Raw genomic sequence first — 16,260 nt, forward strand, 5'->3', positions numbered from 1 at the left:
CGGCCGTCGCCGCGGGTCGAGCCCTAGAGCTCGCCGGGCGAGCGGAACGCCCTCCGCACCTTCTCGACCATGCCGTGAGCGGGCGGCTCGTTGTAGACGCCCGCGTACTCCTGGCCGGACATCCTCTGGATCTCGGCCATGATCGCGTCGGTCGCCTGACGTCGCGCGCGCCCCGAGCTCGCGGGCCCGAACCCGCTCACGTCGATCGGGTCGCCGAACTCGACGCGGATGCGCGCGAGACGGATGCGCCTGGAGCCGACCGGCTGGAGGTCCTGCGTACCCCGTAGAGCCACGGGCACGACCGGGACGCCGGCCGTCAGCGCGAGCCACGCGACGCCGGTCTTGCCGCGGTACAGACGGCCGTCGCGCGAGCGCGTGCCCTCCGGGTAGATCGAGAACGGCTGACCCGCCTGCAGTCGGGCGAGCCCCGCGTCGAGCGCGTCCTGCGCCGCCTTGCCGGCGCCGCGCTCGACCGGGATCGCCCCGACGCCCGTGAAGAACGCCCGCGACAGGGCACCTTTGAGTCCGCGTCCGGTGAAGTAGTCGGCCTTCGCGAGGAAGCTGACCGGGCGCCGCGCGAGAAGGCTGATCACGACGCTGTCGATGAACGACAGGTGGTTGCTCGCGACGACGACGCCCCCCGTCCTCGGCATCCGCCGTCGCCCGATCACGACGGGACGGAAGACGAGTCGCGCGATCGGCGTGAGCACGAGTCGAGCGAGCAGGTTCAGCACCGGGTCATCCTGGCAGGAGACTCATTCCGCCCTCGGAATGCTCACCGCCGTGTCGCCACCGGCTGCCGCGGGAGGTCGCCAGCGGTGGAGGACGTGCGGGCGCAGCGAGCTCCCCTCGGGCACGCGAGGATGCTCGAAGTCGCCGTCGAGATCGCGCACCATCCCGATGCGCTCCATCACGGCCGCCGAGCGCGCGTTGCTCGTCGCGGTGAACGACAGCACCTCGTCGATGCCGAAGCCGGGAGCCGCTGCGAGCGCCCGGCGTGCCGCCGTCGTCGCCGCGCGACCCCAGGCCCAGCGGGCGAGCCGCCAGCCGATCTCGACGGCGGGGGTGAACGGGGCGGGGAAGCTCGCGATCGCGAAGCCGACGAAGCCGGCGAAGCGGCCGTCGACCTGCAGCGCCCACAGCCCGAAGCCGTGCTCGGCATGGTGGGCGACGACCCGATCGACGAGCGCGTCGCTCTGCTCGGGCGAGAGCAGGGCGGGGAAGTACTGCATGACTTCAGGGTCCGCGTTGAGCGCCGCGAAAGGCTCTCGGTCTTCGTTGCGCCAGGCGCGCATCCGGATCGGATCGCCGTCGACGCCCGCGAGGAGCACCGGCGGTTCGGGGTGCAGCGCCGCGGACGACGACCCGCCCGATGGGTCGTCGCCGCCCGGCTCAGTAGTCATCGGGCGGCGGAGGGAAGAACTCGTCGTCGGGCGGCATCTCGTCGAAGGGGATGTCGGAATAGTCGGGATTGACCGCGGCGGCGCGGGCGCTCGCCCCGAATCGCGGCCCGGCCGCCGAGGAGCCGCCGGCCCGCGCTGCGCGGGTCGCGGTGGTCCGCGACCGACCGGGAGCATACGTCGTCGGCGTTCCGGTGGCGCCGGGAGGGGACACGGCGCCGGGAGTGGACACGGCGCCGGGAGTGGACACGGCGCCGTCCGCGGACTCGGGAGCCGGCGGCTCCTCGCCGCGGACGATCGCGAGGACGGCCTGGCCGAACTGGTCGAGCTTCTTCGCGCCGACGCCGCTGATCTGGCCGAGCTCGTCGAGCGTTGTCGGGGTCGTCAGCGCAATGCCGCGCAGGGTCGCGTCGCCGAAGACGATGTAGGCGGGGGCGTTGAGCCCGCGGGCCGTCGCGCCGCGCCACGCGCGCAGCCGCTCGAAGAGCGGCGCTGCACTGGCCGGGAGGTCGGAGGGCGCGCTGCGCTTGGACGACCGCGTGGGCCTGGCGACCTCGCGCCGCAGCCGCACGACGCGCCCGCCGGTGAGCACCTCGGCGCTCGCCTCGGTGATGACGAGAGTGCCGTAGCCGTCGCCGTGCACGGCGAGCAGCCCCTGGGCGAGCAGCTGGCGTACGACGCCGCGCCACTCCTGCTCGGTGAGCTCGGTGCCGATCCCGAAGGTCGCGAGGTCGGCGTGCCCGAGCTGCTCGACGCGGGGCGTGCGCTTGCCGAGCAGGATGTCGATGAGCTGGCCGGCGCCGTAGCGCTGCCGGCGCTCCCGGTCGAGGCGCACGATCGTGGAGAGCAGCTTCTGCGCCGGCACCGTGCCGTCGAAGCTCTCGGGCGGGGCGAGGCACGTGTCGCAGTTGCCGCACGGCTCGGACTGCTGGCCGAAGTAGGCGAGCAGCTGCACGCGACGGCACTCGACCGTCTCGCACAGCGCGAGCATCGCGTCGAGCAGCTGACCCATGCGGCGCTTGTAGGCGGCGTTGCCCTCGGAGCGGTCGATCATCTGGCGCTGCTGCACGACGTCCTGCAGACCGTAGGCGAGCCACGCGGTCGACGGCAGCCCGTCTCGGCCGGCGCGCCCGGTTTCCTGGTAGTAGCCCTCGACACTCTTGGGCAGGTCGAGGTGGGCGACGAAGCGCACGTCCGGCTTGTCGATGCCCATGCCGAAGGCGATCGTCGCGACCATGACGATGCCGTCCTCCCGCAGAAAGCGCGACTGGTGGTCGGAGCGCGTCCGCGCGTCGAGCCCCGCGTGGTACGGCAGGGCAGAGATGCCATTGTCGACGAGCGCCGCGGCGGTCTTCTCGACGGATGCCCGCGACAGGCAGTACACGATGCCTGCGTCGCCAGGGTGCTCGGTTCTGATGAGCTGCAGAAGCTGCTGGACAGGCTGGTTCTTCGGCTCGATCCGGTACTGGATGTTGGGCCGATCGAAGCTCGACACGAACGTGCGCGCCTGCTCGAGCTGGAGGCGCTGCTGGATCTCCGTCGCCGTCGCCGCCGTCGCGGTCGCCGTGAGGGCGATGCGCGGCACGCGCGGCCAGTGCTCGTGCAGCATCGACAGCGCGAGATAGTCGGGCCGGAAGTCGTGCCCCCACTGCGAGACGCAGTGCGCCTCGTCGATCGCGAAGAGCGAGACGGTCAGGCGATCGAGGAGCTCGCCCGTCGAGGGCACGGTGACGCGCTCGGGCGCCATGTACAGCAGGTCGACCTCGCCGGCGGCGAGAGCGCTCTCGACCTCGCGCCGGTCGTCGGGCCCCTGCGTGGAGTTGAGGAACGCGGCGCGCACGCCGACCGCCTCGAGGGCATCCACCTGATCCTTCATGAGAGCGATGAGGGGCGAGATGACGACGCCCACGCCCTCGCGCACGAGCGCGGGGATCTGGTAGCAGAGCGACTTGCCGCCGCCCGTCGGCATGAGCACGAGCGCATCGCCGCCGGCGACGACGTGGTCGATGATCTGCTGCTGGTCGCCGCGGAAGGCCGGATAGCCGAAGACCGTCTCGAGGATGGCCTGGGGCGACCCGGCGGGGTTGCGCGCCGGCGGTGTTCGGAGCTCGGTCGACGTCACCGGTACAGGCTAGTCGCCGCCTCCGACGGCGCCGACGAGAGCGGCGCGATCGGGGGAGGGCCGACTAGATGTGGATGGCCGGGTCGACCCAGAAGCCGTCGGGCCCCGTGCCGCGCGCGCCGCGATCGAGAGGGCGGGAGGTCGCGGGGATGCCGGTCGCGACCGAGTCGGGCGGGACATCCTTCGTCACGAGGGCGAGCGCGCCGATCTGCGAGCCCGCCCCGATCGTGACGGGTCCGAGCACCGTCGCGTTGGCTCCGATGAGCACGCCGTCGCCGACCGTGGGGTGGCGCTTGCCTTTCTGGAGGGTGCGCCCGCCGAGCGTGACGCCGTGGTACAGCATGACGTCGTCGCCGATCTCGGCCGTCTCGCCGATCACGACGCCCATGCCGTGGTCGATGAAGAAGCGTCGGCCGATGCGGGCGCCGGGGTGGATCTCGACGCCCGTCCACCAGCGGGCACCCTGCGCGACGATCCGGCCGAGCAGCTTGGCTCGGTGGGTCCAAAGCCAGTGCGCGACGCGGTGCCACCAGATCGCGTGCAGCCCCGCCGACGTGAGGAAGACCTCGAGGCTCGACCGCGCAGCCGGGTCGCGGAGCCGGGCCGTGGCGATGTCCTCGCGAACGCCCATCTAGGCGCGGAGGTCTTCGTACAGCACGCTCGAGAGGTAGCGCTCGCCGTAGCTGGCGACGATCACGACGATCGTCTTCCCAGCGTTCTCGGGGCGCTTGGCGAGCTCGGCTGCGGCGTGGAGCGTCGCACCGGACGAGATGCCGGCGAGGATGCCCTCCTCCTTCGCCGCGCGGCGGGCCATCGAGATCGCCTGAGCGATGTTGACGTCGATGATCTCGTCGTAGATGCCGCGGTCGAGCACACCGGGCACGAAGTTGGCGCCGATGCCGGCGATCTTGTGCGGGCCGGGGGCGCCGCCGTTGAGGATGGGGCTCTCCTCCGGCTCGACGCCGACGATCCGCACGCCCGGCTTCTGCTCCTTGAGGTACTGGCCGGTGCCCGTGAGGGTGCCTCCCGTGCCGATGCCCGAGACGAAGATATCGACGGCGCCGTCGGTGTCGTTCCAGACCTCGGGGCCCGTGGTCGCACGGTGGATGGCGGCGTTCGCCTCGTTCTCGAACTGGCGGGCGAGGATGGCGCCCGGGCGCTCGGCGACGATCTGCTCGGCGCGGGCGACGGCGCCCTTCATGCCCTCGGAGCCGGGCGTGAGGACGAGCTCGGCGCCGTAGGCCCTTAGGAGCATCTTGCGCTCCTCGCTCATCGTCTCGGGCATCGTCAGCACGACGTCATAGCCACGCGCGGCGCCGATCATCGCGAGGGCGATGCCCGTGTTGCCGCTCGTCGCCTCGACCAGAGTGCCCCCGGCGGTGAGCTCGCCGCTCGCCTCGGCCGCATCGACGATCGCGACGCCCAGGCGGTCCTTCACGCTCGAGGAGGGGTTGAAGAACTCGAGCTTCGCGAGCACAGTGGCATCAGCGCCGTCGGTGATCGCGTTGAGCTGCACGAGGGGCGTATTGCCGAACACCTTCGTGATGTCGGAATAGATGCGGGCCATGGCGTTCTCCTCTGGGAAAGTCGTGGTGGGCGAGCCGACGGCGGGTCGCCTCTCAGCGTAGAGCTCGCGAGCCTAGAGCTCGTCGCCCGCGACGGCGAAGGTGTCGCACGCGGTGACGCCGCGCTCGAATCCGGTCGTGAACCAGCGCTGGCGCTGCTCGCTCGACCCGTGCGTCCAGGTCTCAGGCGAGACCTGTCCGCTCGTCTGCTCCTGGATGCGGTCGTCGCCGATGGCCTCCGCAGCACCGAGGGCCTGCTCGACCTGCTCGGCGGTGATCGGCTCGAGCAGGGCATCCGGCCCGTCGGATGCGGCGCCCGCCCAGGCGCCGCCGAAGCAGTCGGCCTGCAGCTCGAGGCGGACGGCGTCGGAGGTCGGACCGGAATCCTGCCGGTCGGCGGATTCCAGAGCGCCGGTGATCTTCTGCATATGGTGGCCCCATTCGTGGGCGACGACGTACATCTCCGCGAGCGGACCGCCCTCGGCCCCGAATCGCGTGCGCAGGTCGTCGTAGAAGCCCGTGTCGAGGTACACGGTCTCGTCTGCCGGGCAGTAGAACGGCCCGACGGCGCTCGTCGCCTGCCCGCAGCCCGTGTTCACCGACTGCTCGAAGATGATGGCTCCGGGGCCGCGGTACTGCACGCCGATCTCGGGTGCGGCGTCGATCCAGAACTGCTCGAGCGAGACGGCGGCACCGGCGACGCGGCAGTCGACGCTCGCGTTGGCGTCGGCGCCCGTGTCGCACTCGGCGAGCTCGCTCGCCTCGGGGGCGGGGCCGGGGTCCATCCCTCCGCCGCCGAGGATTCCGCTCAGGTCGACCCCCGTGAACTGGGAGATCAGGAAGACGGCGACGATGCCGATGAGGCCACCACCGCCTCCGATGGCGAGACCGCGCCCGCGGCCGGAGCGGCGGACGGAGGAGCCGGAGATGTCAGCATCGTCTCGGAAGGTCACGGCGCGAACCTACTCCCCCCGGTCGGAGGCGCGAAGGGGGTTGCGCACACGCGGAGGCGGGGCGGAGAGCACGCTCTCCGCCCCGCCTCGCTGCGGGATGCCTGCTAGGCCGCCCGGGGCACGCTCGCCGGCTTGCCGGCCACCCTGCGCTCCGCGCTCTCGCTGCTCGCCGACTCGTAGCCGGGAGCGTTCGCGGTCGCGACGACCGCGATGCGAGCACCGGCGTCGTCGGCGGTCACACGGTAGGTCGCCCCCGTGGCGCCCTCGATCGGCTCTCCGTCGCGCAGCCACTGGTAGGCCAGCTCGGCGAACTCGACGGAGAGGACGGGGGCCTTGGCCCGCGCCTCCTTGCCGATCACGACCGGGCCGACGACCTTCGCCGGCTCCACGACCTCGATCGAACCGAGGGTCTCGACGATCTCGAGCGGTACCCGCGCTTCCGTGCCGTTGGCGGGGACGGCGATGACGAGTTCCTGCGGCCCAGCGAGACCCTCGGGGACGATGAACGTGATGGACGCTCGACCCGTTTCGTCTGTTCGGTTCAGGATCGTCGCGTCGATCGCGGCCGACCCGACGACCGTTCCGCCCAGACTGACGACCACCTGCGCGTCGCGGGCGCCCTGGTTGGTGAACAGGAGCGAGCTGAGCGCGAGCGTGATCTCGTCGCCCGATGCGTAGCCGTCGGCGGGCGGCGCGCTGAACGACACACCCACAGAGCGCTGAGCGAAGTCGGGGCTGATCGGCGAGAAGGCTCCGACGAAGTCGACGAAGGCTTGAAGGTCGATGCGCCCGGAATCTGCGCGGTCGGTGCCCTGCGCGAGGGTGGCGAAGTTGTCGCCGCCCGCGGCGAGGAAGGAGTTCACCACGGTGCGCACCTGCTGATCCGCCCCCACCGGAACGCCGTTGAGCAGTATCGTGCCGATCCGCTCGCCTCGCGGTCTGTTCGGGTCGTAGTCGTACGTCAGCGACTTCGATGCGCCCAGCTTGAGGAACGGGCGACTGCTGCCATCCGGCTGCCACTGCTGCTCCAGCACCGTGCGGAGCTGATCGCCTGTGAGCGTCATGACCACCAGGGTGTTGGCGAATGGTTGGACGTTGGCAGCCTCGCGGAAGGTGAGGTTGCCCGCCGGGTCATTCGGCCCGCTCGACGCGTAGACCAGGTTGGCGCGCAGTCCTCCGGGGTTCATGAGTGCAACCTCGGTGCCCAGATCGCGCGTCGCCCACAGCTGCGCATCCGCGACGACGTTTCCGAGAGTCGACTCGGCTCCGCGATTCTCGTTCACGGTCCCGTTCTGCCCTGTGAGGTCGATGCCTCGCAGGAAATCGTCCGTGATGGCGCCGAGGCTGCGGTTTCCGGCGATCGCCGCGAACGCGACGGCGTCGGCGACGATCGCCGCGATTGCGGGAGCGGGGGCCGCTGAACCGACGAGCGGCTTGACTCCCGCCGCAATGCTGACAAGCTCCTTGGACTGCGGATCGACCGAGAACTCGAGGTGCCCGTAGGCCTCGCCGTACTGACCGGCTTGGATGACCGGCATGACCCGGTTGCTGCCCGGGACGGGGACGTCGATGTCGTACCGCAGGTGCGTGTGCCCTGACACGACAGCGTCGACCTTGCCGGTGACGCCGGCGATCAGGTCGCCGAACTGGCTGTCCCCGGTCACCGCCTCGAGCGTGCCCGCCGGGGCCCCCTCGTGAGCGAGCAGGATGATGACGTCTGCTTCGCCATTGGCCGGGTCGCCATCCTGCAGTCGGTCTGCGACGCGCACAGCGGCCTCGGTCATGTCCCCGAAGTCGAGCGTCTCGATGCCGGCCGGGCTCACGAGGGACGGCATGCTCTCGGTGAGCACGCCGATGAAGCCGACCGCGACTCCGTCGACCATGACGACCTCGTACTCCTGGTACGCGGGGGTGGAAGTGCCCTTCTCGTAGATGTTCGCACCGAGATAGGGGAAGGCGGAGTTCGGTACGACGCGGCCGTCGAGGTCGGCGCGGCCCTGATCGAACTCGTGGTTGCCGAGCGCGCTGACGTCGAGACCCATGGCATTGAGCGCGTCGAGCGTGGGCTCGTCGTTCTGGATGAACGAGGTGAACGTCGAGGCCCCGATGCTGTCGCCCGCCGACACGAAGAGCGTGTTCGGGTTGGCCGCGCGTGTGGCCTCGACGAGGCCGCCGAGCACGGCGACGCCCGCCGCGGGCCCGTTGGCCTCGAGACGGCCGTGCAGGTCGTTGATGGTCAGGATGTCGATCTCGACGGGCGGCGGCGTCGTGCTCAGGCCGACGACGACGGGGTCGTGGTCGCTCGAGCGGTAGACGGTTCCGGCCTCGGTCGCGCCGAAGCGGTACTGGCGGTCATTCCACTCGGCCGAGTTGACGCCCCAGACTCCGACCCCGGTCACCTGCGCCGCGATACCGGGGCTCGCGATGACGTGGTCGAGCGAGCCGAGCTCGCCGTCGAAGGTGTAGGTGTACTGCCCCGCGCTGAGATCCGGGACGAGGTTGCTCCAACCGGCATCGGTGAAGACGCGGATGGGATCCTCCTGGCTGTAGGAGTTGAAGTCCCCCATGAGGAGCACGTTCTCACCTGCCTCGCCGGGGATCGTCGCGGCGAGCCGCGCGAGCGCAGTGGACTGCTCGACGCGCTCGGCGTTGAAGAAGCCCTGACCGTCGGCGGGTTGCGTGCCCGAGCCGCTCTTGGACTTGAAGTGGTTCGCGATGACGGTGAACTCGATGCCCCCGGCCGCGAATACCTGAGCGATCGGCTCGCGCGCGATGTCCCACACGGTCTCGTCGACCTGGGTGAAGCTCTCGCCGACGGGCGTGACAGACGCGGGCTTGAAGATGATCGCGTTCGTGATGACGTCGACGATCGATGGGTCGTTGAGCACGGCGGGCGTGCGGACGTAGTCCCACGTCCCGGCGCCGGCCTGGGCGTTGAGCGCGGAGACGAGCGACTGCAGGGCCTCGTCGATGGGCTCGCCGAGCTTGACCGAGTTCTCGATCTCCTGGAGTGCGACGACATCAGCCCCGAGGCCGTTGATGGCCGCGACGATCTTCGACTCCTGGACAGCGAACTCCTCGGCCGTGCGAGCTCCGCGTGCGGCGGAGTTCTGCGCCGTGAGCGTCGTGAAGTAGTTCAGCACGTTGTACGCGGCGACCCGGATGTCGCCGCCGACGGCGGGGGCCATCGCGGGGCGCGGGTTGCGGGTCTCGAACGTGACGCCCGACTGCGCTGCCGTCTCGGTCGACGTCGGGACCTGCGGCTGGAGACGCCACTGGTTGAAGCCGTAGGAGAGCACGAACGCGCCGTCGCCGAAGACGACCTTGTCGCCGTTTCGGACGACCCTGTCCTTCGCGAAGTACGGCTGCGTACCGGGGTAGGCCGAATTGGTGACCTGGATGCTGAATCCGTCGTCGAGCAGGATGCGCGACGCGCGGTTCGCGGCGGCGATCGCGTCGGCCTCGGGGCCGGGCGGCACGACCTCGGTGCTCTTGACCGCGAGCCCGGCAGGGCTGAGCCACAGCGCGCCGAAGCGGAACAGCTCGTGGCTGGAGGAGATGAGGTAGTCGCCCTCCGGCGCGACGAGCATGCCCTCGAAGGCCTCGCGAGCATCGCCGGTGACGTTCGTCGGCAGCGGCGTGGGCGCGGGGATCCCTGCGTCGGCCTGCACGAGGGTCACCTGGCCGGCGGTCGTCGCGCTCACCTGGGTCTGGCCGAAGTTCTCGGAGGCGACGCCGGTCACCTCGACGAGGTCTCCGATTGCCACGGCGTGGGTCTGGCTCCCCGTGAAGACGAACAGGCCGTCGGAGATGCCGGGGGTGGTGTCGGGGCCGGGGGTCTGGATGAAGAAGCCGCCGTACCCGCCCGCGCCGCGGTGATCGGCGGTGATCACGCCCTGCACGGTGACGGTCTGATCCTGGAAGGGCGTCGTCGCCCCTGGGCCCTGGACATCGGCGATGGGGATGTGGGTGCTGGCCATCGCCGGCGTCGCGGTGAGGCCTGCGAGACCGAGGCCCACGCAGACGGCGGTCGTGAACGCCGTCGCGCGTGCGGCCGCGCGTGCGCGACCGCTGAATGTGATGGATGACATGGTGCGCTGAGCTCCTTGGGGTGGAGGGCGAGATGGTGCGTCCCCCTTAACGGGGGTCAGAACGAACCATAGGCACAGACCGGTCGATGCAGCTAGTGCTCAGATGAGTGGTAATGCGCTGTTCATCTGCTCGCTGGCGCGAGCGGTTCGCACTCGACCCCGGTCGTCGGGCGCCCGTCACGGTACGGCGGCCGCGTGAACGCGCGGCGGCGCCGAGGTGGGCCGCGGATGCCAGGATGATGGCACGCGGGGGAACCGGGCTCCCCGGCGCCGCCCCCAGCCCACGGAGGCCCCATGCTCACGGTCGTTCTCGGACTCGCCGGAGCGCTCGTCTACGGAGCGGCCGACTTCGTCGGAGGGCTCGCCGCCCGCCGCATCTCGGCGCTGCGGGTGACCGCGCTCGGCGCGGGATCGGGCGTCGTGCTCCTCGCCGCGGGTGCGCTCGTCATCCCGGGCCGCTGGTCCGCCGAGGCGTTGCTGTGGGGCGGCATCTCAGGGCTCACCGGCGCCGTCGCGATCGCCCTTCTCTACGCGTGCCTCGCGATCGGGCCGATGAGCATCCTCTCGCCGCTGACGGCCGTGACCTCGGCCATCGTGCCGCTCACCTGGGGCCTCGCCACCGGATCGCAGCTCGGCGCTCTCGCCTATCCCGCTTTCGCGCTCGCGCTCGTCGCGGTCGTGCTCGTCGGCTTCGTGCCGAGCCAGGGCGCCGTGCGCCCGACCGCGCGCGGCCTCGTCATGGCGACGATCTCGGGCACGCTGATCGGCGCCTTCTACATCCTCATGGCGCAGACGCCCGATGACAGCGGCCTCGTTCCGCTCATCGCCAACCGCGCCGTCAACGCGACGCTCATGGTGACGGTGATCGTGCTCCTCGCGATCGCCGCGGGGCAGAGGGGCATGGCGGCGGATGCCCGGCTCGCCGTGCTCGACGGAGCCCACGGCGCGCCGCACGCCGTCGACGGCCCGCGCGCGCCGGGCGGCGCCGTCGGCGCGAGCGCCGCCGCCCTCCGCGGAGGGTGGCGAGGGGGGATCGCGCTCGGCCTCCTGTGCGGCGTGCTCGACGCGGGGGCGAACGTCATCGCGCTCCTCGGGCTGCGGCTGGGCGACCTGGAGGTCGTGTCGGTGCTCACCGCGCTGTATCCCGCCGGCACGATCCTGCTCGCGGCGCTCGTGCTGCGCGAGCGCATCGCGCGGCTGCTGTGGGTGGGGCTGGGGCTCGCTCTCGCGGCGAGCGCGATGCTCGCGCTGGCCTGAGCCGGGCATCCGCCCCCTGGAGGGTCGGGCGCATGACATGTCTCCTCGTTCGCAACTCAGGCCACGGCCGCCGAACCTGCCGGAGAAACGGCAGGTCGGCCGTGTGAGCCTGCGTCACGGACGGGCGCGGACGGAGGGGGACGCGAACGGCCCGGACCCCGTGCGGGGGCCGGGCCGTCGACGCGCTGTCGGCTAGAGGGCCGCGAGCTCGTCGAGGACGCGGTCGCCCGCGCGCACCTCGGTCGTGTCGGCCGAGATCTCGGCGCGGTCGAGGAGCTCCTCGAAGCGACGGCGGCGCGGTCTGGTGATGAGCGTCACGACGGTGCCGACCTTGCCCGCGCGGCCCGTGCGGCCCGAGCGGTGCAGGTACGTCTTGTACTCGTCGGGCGCGTCGGCCTGGATCACGAGCGAGATGTCGTCGACGTGGATGCCGCGCGCGGCGACATCGGTGGCGACGAGCACGTTCACGCGGCCGCTCGTGAGCTTGTCGAGGTTGCGCTGGCGGTTGCGCTGGTTGAGGTCGCCGTGCAGGCTCGTCGCCGGGATGCCGGCGTCGTCGAGCTGCTCGGCGAGCTCCTCGGCGAAGGCGCGGGTGCGGGCGAAGACGAGGGTCTTGCCGGCGCCCGAGGCGAGCTGCTCGATGACCGCGCGCTTCTCGCGCTGCTCGACGAGCAGCACCTTGTGGTCGATCGTCGACGACTGCTGGTCCTCGCCGGCGACCTCGTAGACCGAGGGGTCGTGGAGGAACTCGGTGACCAGGTTCGCGACGCCCGAGTCGAGGGTCGCCGAGAAGAGCAGCTTCTGCCCGCCGTCGGCCGTCTCGCGCAGGATGCGCTGCACGGGCTCGAGGAAGCCGAGCTCGCACATGTGATCGGCCTCGTCGAGCACCGTGATGACGACTTCGCTGAGGTCGAGGCGGCCCTGCTGGATGAGGTCCTCGATGCGACCCGGCGTGCCGATGATGATGTCGACGCCCCGCTGGAGGGCGCCGACCTGACGACCCTGGGGCACGCCGCCGTAGATCTGCGTCGTGAACAGGCCGACGCTGCGCGCGATGGGCTGGACGGTCGCATCGATCTGCAGGGCCAGCTCGCGCGTCGGGGCGAGGATGAGCGCCCGCGGGCGGCGACCGGGCTGACGCCGACGGCCTCCGCCGTTCTCCATGAGCCGCTCGACCAGGGGAGCGCCGAATGCGATGGTCTTGCCAGAGCCCGTGCGACCGCGGCCCAGGACATCGCGGCCTGCGAGCACATCGGGGATCGTCGCGGCCTGGATCGGGAACGGGCTCACCGCGCCGAGCTCGGCGAGAGTGCGGCTGATGTTGTCGCCCAGACCGAGGTCGCCGAAGGTCACTCCCTCGACGTCGGTCGCGAGCACGGCGTCGGCCGTCAGGCGCGCGAGCACCACGTCGTCCTGCGGGCCGGTGTGCTGCGCGCGCGTCGGGTAGAACTCGGAGTCGCGACGTGCAGGGCGCTCGTCGCGGTCGAGCTCGCGGCGGGCGGGGCGGGCGTCGCGGTCGAACGAGCGGGCGGGACGGGCATCGCGATCGAACGAGCGCGCGCCGCGGTCGGCATCACGAGCCGGGCGGGCCGGGCGCGCCGGGCTCTCCGAGCCGCGCGGCCGCCACTCCGGACGGTGGGCCGTGCGGCCCGTGCCGGTGCGGTCGACGTGCACGTCCCGGCTGGGGCGACCGGTGCGGGCGCCTGTGCCGCGACCGACGGCGCCGCTGCGCGGAGCCGAGCGGTCGAAGCGGTCCGCGCGGTCGAAGCGGTCGTTCGCGCGGGCAGGACGCTCGTCGCGACCGGTCGAGCGGGCGGGACGCGCATCCCGGTCGAAGCGATCGTTCGAGCGAACGGGGCGCTCGTCGCGGTCGCCGGGGCGCGAACGCTCGGGAGCGTGGCCGCGGTCGACGCGCTCGTCGCGGGACCAGCGCGCCTTCTTGGCCGGGGCATCCGCGTCATCGGGGCGGTGGCCGCGGTGCTTGGGGCTGCGCGAGCCGGCCGCTGCGGCGATCGAACGGGCGGGGGCGTGGGCGCGCGAAGGGCGGCCCTTGTTGTTCTGGGGCATGGTGCTTTCCGGGGTAGAGCAAGAAGCAGCGTCGACGCGGCAGCGTCGTTCCCGGGCACTCATCGACCGGGCCGATACATCCTGAAATGGTGTGTTCCGCGCCTTCTGGCGGGGAAATCGGCCCGGGAGACGCACACAGTGGCACGCGGATCGCTCCGCGCCGCCTCCCAACCGACCCCTCAGCATACCCGACGCCCCGGCTTAAGCCCAGGCCGTCCAACCCTTACCCTGGTGTCCACCGTGCCAGCCCGAGCCCTGACCTCCCCTGCCGCGCGCGCTCTCCTCGCCGCGACGGCCATCGGCGCGCTCGCGGTCGGATTGCTCGCCGGCTGCGCAGCGACCGGGCAGGAGGCCGCGCGCGATCAGACGATCGCCGCTGCGGCGCCGGAGAGCGCCGTGTTCCCGCTCTCCGCCCAGCCCGAGGCCGCGATCACCGAGGATGTGCCGATCTCGGCGTTCGGCGCGGGCGACGGGGTCACGGTCGATGTCTGCCGGCCGCGCGACGACGCCTCAGCGGCGGAGGCCCGACCCGCGGTGCTGGCCGTCCACGGCGGCAGCTGGGCGCGCGGCGACAAGGCGCACCCGACCTGGCGCACGATCTGCCAGTGGCTCGCGAGCTCGGGCTTCGTGGGCGTCTCGGTCAACTACCGTCTCGCGCCCGCCCACCCCTACCCGGCGGCCGCGGAGGACGTGACGGCGGCGGTCGCCTGGGCGCAGGATCCGACGACCGCGGCCGAGCACGGCATCGACCCGGAGTCGATGGCCCTTCTCGGCGGCAGCGCGGGCGGCAACCTCGTGTCGCTCGTCGGCCTGCGCAGCGTCGCTTCCGATCGCATCGAGGCGGTGGATGCCGTGGTCACCCTCTCGGCCCCGCTCGACCTGACGGTCGGCTCGGCCGCCAATCCCGTCTTCGAGCCCTCGATGCTCGACTACCTCGCCTGCGCCGATCGTGCCGAGTGCGATGCCGCGATCGAGGCGTCGCCGCAGTTCGCGATCGTGCGCGGCGGGCCCGACTTCCTCGTCGTGCACGGCACGGAGGAGGAGCTGATCCCGGTCGGCCAGGCGACGCCGTTCGCGCTCGCGCTGCGCGAGGCGGGCATCCGCGTCGAACTGGCTCTCGTCGACTCGAGCGCGCACTCGGTGGGCCTCCTCGATGATGCGCTCGCGGAGCGCATCGCGGCGTTCCTGCACGAGCGCCTGCAGCCCTCGACGGCTCTCGCGCTCGAGCAGCCGGGAACGGAGGAGCCAGCGCCGTGATGCCGCCCGCCGGCGACGAGCTCCGCAGCCGCACTGAAGTGGAACTCTCGACTCCTAGCACCTGAGCGCAAGCTGTGCCAAGGGTTGTCGGTCAACCCCGCTCAGGCGTACCGTGGCCGTCGCGCGTGATCAAGGGGCGGTTGCGCGTCCTCCCCGCCGCGAGCGGACGAGGGTCATCGAAGGACTGCCGACGATGTCTCAAGGTCGATCATGCTTATTACGAAACTTCACGTGAACCTCACCTCCTACGTACTGGACGCGAGCGTCGCCCTCGCCGCGCTCTCCCGAGACATCGAGGGCGCGGCGCGCTCCGGCGGGGCCTTCGTGCCCGTCCGCACCTGCGACGGCATCGAGCGATCGGTGCTCATCACTCCCTCCCTGCTGGTCGAGATCGAACCGCTGGAGCTCGCAGACGAGGTGGAGGGCCAGCCTGCGAGCGCGGGCGAGGTCGGCACCGGCGACTGGGAGACCCACTCCGGCGAGCTCGCCACATTCAGCGGGCTCGAGCGCTACGAGGCCCGCAACCCCAGCTACTTCAGCTGGTGACCTCAGGCGTCTGACCCTCGCGCATCCGGCCGATCTCCTCGCGGATCCGTCGGATGTGATCGGGGGATGCCCGGCCCGCGCGCTCCGCCTCGTCGAGCTCAGCGGTGAGCGAGTCCAGCTCGGCGCTCACAGCCTCCTCGCCGCGTTCCTGACTCGCGCCGCGCAGCTGGATCGTGCCCGTCGTGGTCGGGAGCCCCGCCGCCGCGCGCTCCGCCGTGACCTCCTCGCGTGCGCTGTCCATCGCCGTGAGGACGATCCCGATCAGCACGTTGAGCACGGTGAAGACGATGAAGAACATGTAACTGAGGAAGTACAGCAGCGCCCACGGCGTGATCTCCAGGCCGGCGGTGAACGAGTCGGGGAAGTTCTCCAGGGTGAGCAGGATGACGAGCGTGACCATCGCCGCGCCGATGTTCCCCCACTCGGCGGGCGCGTCCGCTCCGAAGAGGTACACCCCCGCCATGGCGTAGATGAACATGAGGAACCCGATGAGGACGGCCAGGTTCGCGAGCGGCGCGATCGACTTGAGCATCGAGAGCATGAGGATGCGCGCCTCGGGGAGGAAGCGGAAGATCCGCAGGATCCGCAGGAGCCGCAGGAGGCGGAAGATCACCGTTCCGCCGTCGAGGAAGGGGATCGCGACGACGATGACGAAGTCGAACACGTTCCAGGGGTTGCGGAAGAACATCCAGGGCTTGCGCCCGTATGAGATGAGCCGGAGGACGACCTCGACGGTGTAGAACACGATCGCCGCCCGGTCGACGGTGTGGGCGATCGTCTCGGTGGTCGGATCGAGCCCGTCGAACGTGAGCACGGCGAGCGCCGCGGCGTTGGCGATGATGACCGCCATCACGAGGAACTCGAAGGGGTTCCCGTACATGAGCCGGGCGAGCCATTGGATGCGGTACGGCGCGAGCTGCACCGTCTGGGAGGTGAAGAGTCCGGGGGAGACCGTGGCGACGCCCGCTGTCGATCGTGAGTCGCGAGCGGTCATGATGAGTC

At 71.3% G+C, this 16,260-nt stretch carries 12 protein-coding genes; 3 read left to right on the forward strand and 9 right to left on the reverse strand.

Translation table 11 applies throughout. From position 1 onward, the window contains the following. Positions 1-23: 23 nt before the first annotated feature. The 7 genes from FHX53_RS09770 to FHX53_RS09800 form a co-directional block, all read right to left on the reverse strand. Positions 24-734 (reverse strand): lysophospholipid acyltransferase family protein, encoded by a 711-nt coding sequence (locus FHX53_RS09770; protein WP_343050952.1) that lies wholly within the window; start codon positions 732-734, stop codon positions 24-26. A 21-nt stretch (positions 735-755) separates the two neighbouring features. Continuing rightward, on the reverse strand, positions 756-1,403 hold the full coding sequence (locus FHX53_RS09775) for a GNAT family N-acetyltransferase (RefSeq protein ID WP_182491171.1): 648 nt from the start codon (positions 1,401-1,403) through the stop codon (positions 756-758). Continuing rightward, entirely contained in the window at positions 1,393-3,522 is a 2,130-nt protein-coding gene (recQ, locus tag FHX53_RS09780; protein WP_182491172.1) for a DNA helicase RecQ, read from the reverse strand. The genes FHX53_RS09775 and recQ overlap by 11 nt, the downstream gene beginning before the upstream one ends. A 64-nt stretch (positions 3,523-3,586) precedes the next feature. Beyond that, on the reverse strand, positions 3,587-4,153 hold the full coding sequence (epsC, locus tag FHX53_RS09785) for a serine O-acetyltransferase EpsC (protein ID WP_182491173.1): 567 nt from the start codon (positions 4,151-4,153) through the stop codon (positions 3,587-3,589). Beyond that, positions 4,154-5,089 carry a cysteine synthase A gene (gene cysK, locus FHX53_RS09790; protein WP_182491174.1) on the reverse strand — a complete coding sequence of 312 codons (936 nt, stop codon included), beginning with the start codon at positions 5,087-5,089 and terminating at the stop codon, positions 4,154-4,156. It abuts the gene before it with no gap. Positions 5,090-5,161: 72 nt separating this feature from the next. Then, positions 5,162-6,040, reverse strand: a complete 879-nt coding sequence (ypfJ, locus tag FHX53_RS09795) for a KPN_02809 family neutral zinc metallopeptidase (RefSeq protein WP_182491175.1) — start codon at positions 6,038-6,040, stop codon at positions 5,162-5,164. Positions 6,041-6,144: 104 nt separating this feature from the next. Beyond that, the gene (locus FHX53_RS09800; RefSeq protein WP_182491176.1) at positions 6,145-10,131 is read right to left on the reverse strand and encodes an ExeM/NucH family extracellular endonuclease; all 3,987 of its coding nucleotides are present in this window, start codon (positions 10,129-10,131) and stop codon (positions 6,145-6,147) included. A 294-nt stretch (positions 10,132-10,425) separates the two neighbouring features. On the opposite strand from FHX53_RS09800, the gene FHX53_RS09805 reads away from it, so the two are divergent. Beyond that, entirely contained in the window at positions 10,426-11,388 is a 963-nt protein-coding gene (locus tag FHX53_RS09805) for an EamA family transporter (protein WP_182491177.1), read from the forward strand. A gap of 192 nt (positions 11,389-11,580) precedes the next feature. Here the strand turns inward: FHX53_RS09805 and FHX53_RS09810 are convergent, their stop codons facing one another. Beyond that, on the reverse strand, positions 11,581-13,455 hold the full coding sequence (locus tag FHX53_RS09810) for a DEAD/DEAH box helicase (protein ID WP_182491178.1): 1,875 nt from the start codon (positions 13,453-13,455) through the stop codon (positions 11,581-11,583). A gap of 231 nt (positions 13,456-13,686) precedes the next feature. Between FHX53_RS09810 and FHX53_RS09815 the strand changes: the two genes are divergently transcribed. Next, positions 13,687-14,712 carry an alpha/beta hydrolase fold domain-containing protein gene (locus FHX53_RS09815; RefSeq protein WP_182491179.1) on the forward strand — a complete coding sequence of 342 codons (1,026 nt, stop codon included), beginning with the start codon at positions 13,687-13,689 and terminating at the stop codon, positions 14,710-14,712. Positions 14,713-14,943: 231 nt separating this feature from the next. Continuing rightward, positions 14,944-15,258, forward strand: coding sequence for a hypothetical protein (locus FHX53_RS09820; RefSeq protein WP_182491180.1), 315 nt, complete (start codon positions 14,944-14,946; stop codon positions 15,256-15,258). On the opposite strand, the gene FHX53_RS09825 is transcribed toward FHX53_RS09820, so the two are convergent. Next, positions 15,248-16,252 (reverse strand): ion transporter, encoded by a 1,005-nt coding sequence (locus FHX53_RS09825; RefSeq protein ID WP_182491181.1) that lies wholly within the window; start codon positions 16,250-16,252, stop codon positions 15,248-15,250. The genes FHX53_RS09820 and FHX53_RS09825 overlap by 11 nt on opposite strands. Positions 16,253-16,260 lie beyond the last annotated feature (8 nt).

Source organism: Microcella alkalica, from assembly GCF_014137945.1.
Lineage (GTDB): Bacteria > Actinomycetota > Actinomycetes > Actinomycetales > Microbacteriaceae > Microcella > Microcella alkalica.

Coding starts and splice junctions, on each gene's coding strand:
- FHX53_RS09775 (WP_182491171.1), bottom strand. CDS start 1,403: ATGACTACTGAGCCGGGCGGCGACGACCCATCGGGCGGGTCGTCGTCC.
- epsC (WP_182491173.1), bottom strand. CDS start 4,153: ATGGGCGTTCGCGAGGACATCGCCACGGCCCGGCTCCGCGACCCGGCT.
- cysK (WP_182491174.1), bottom strand. CDS start 5,089: ATGGCCCGCATCTATTCCGACATCACGAAGGTGTTCGGCAATACGCCC.
- FHX53_RS09800 (WP_182491176.1), bottom strand. CDS start 10,131: ATGTCATCCATCACATTCAGCGGTCGCGCACGCGCGGCCGCACGCGCG.
- FHX53_RS09805 (WP_182491177.1), top strand. CDS start 10,426: ATGCTCACGGTCGTTCTCGGACTCGCCGGAGCGCTCGTCTACGGAGCG.
- FHX53_RS09810 (WP_182491178.1), bottom strand. CDS start 13,455: ATGCCCCAGAACAACAAGGGCCGCCCTTCGCGCGCCCACGCCCCCGCC.
- FHX53_RS09825 (WP_182491181.1), bottom strand. CDS start 16,252: ATGACCGCTCGCGACTCACGATCGACAGCGGGCGTCGCCACGGTCTCC.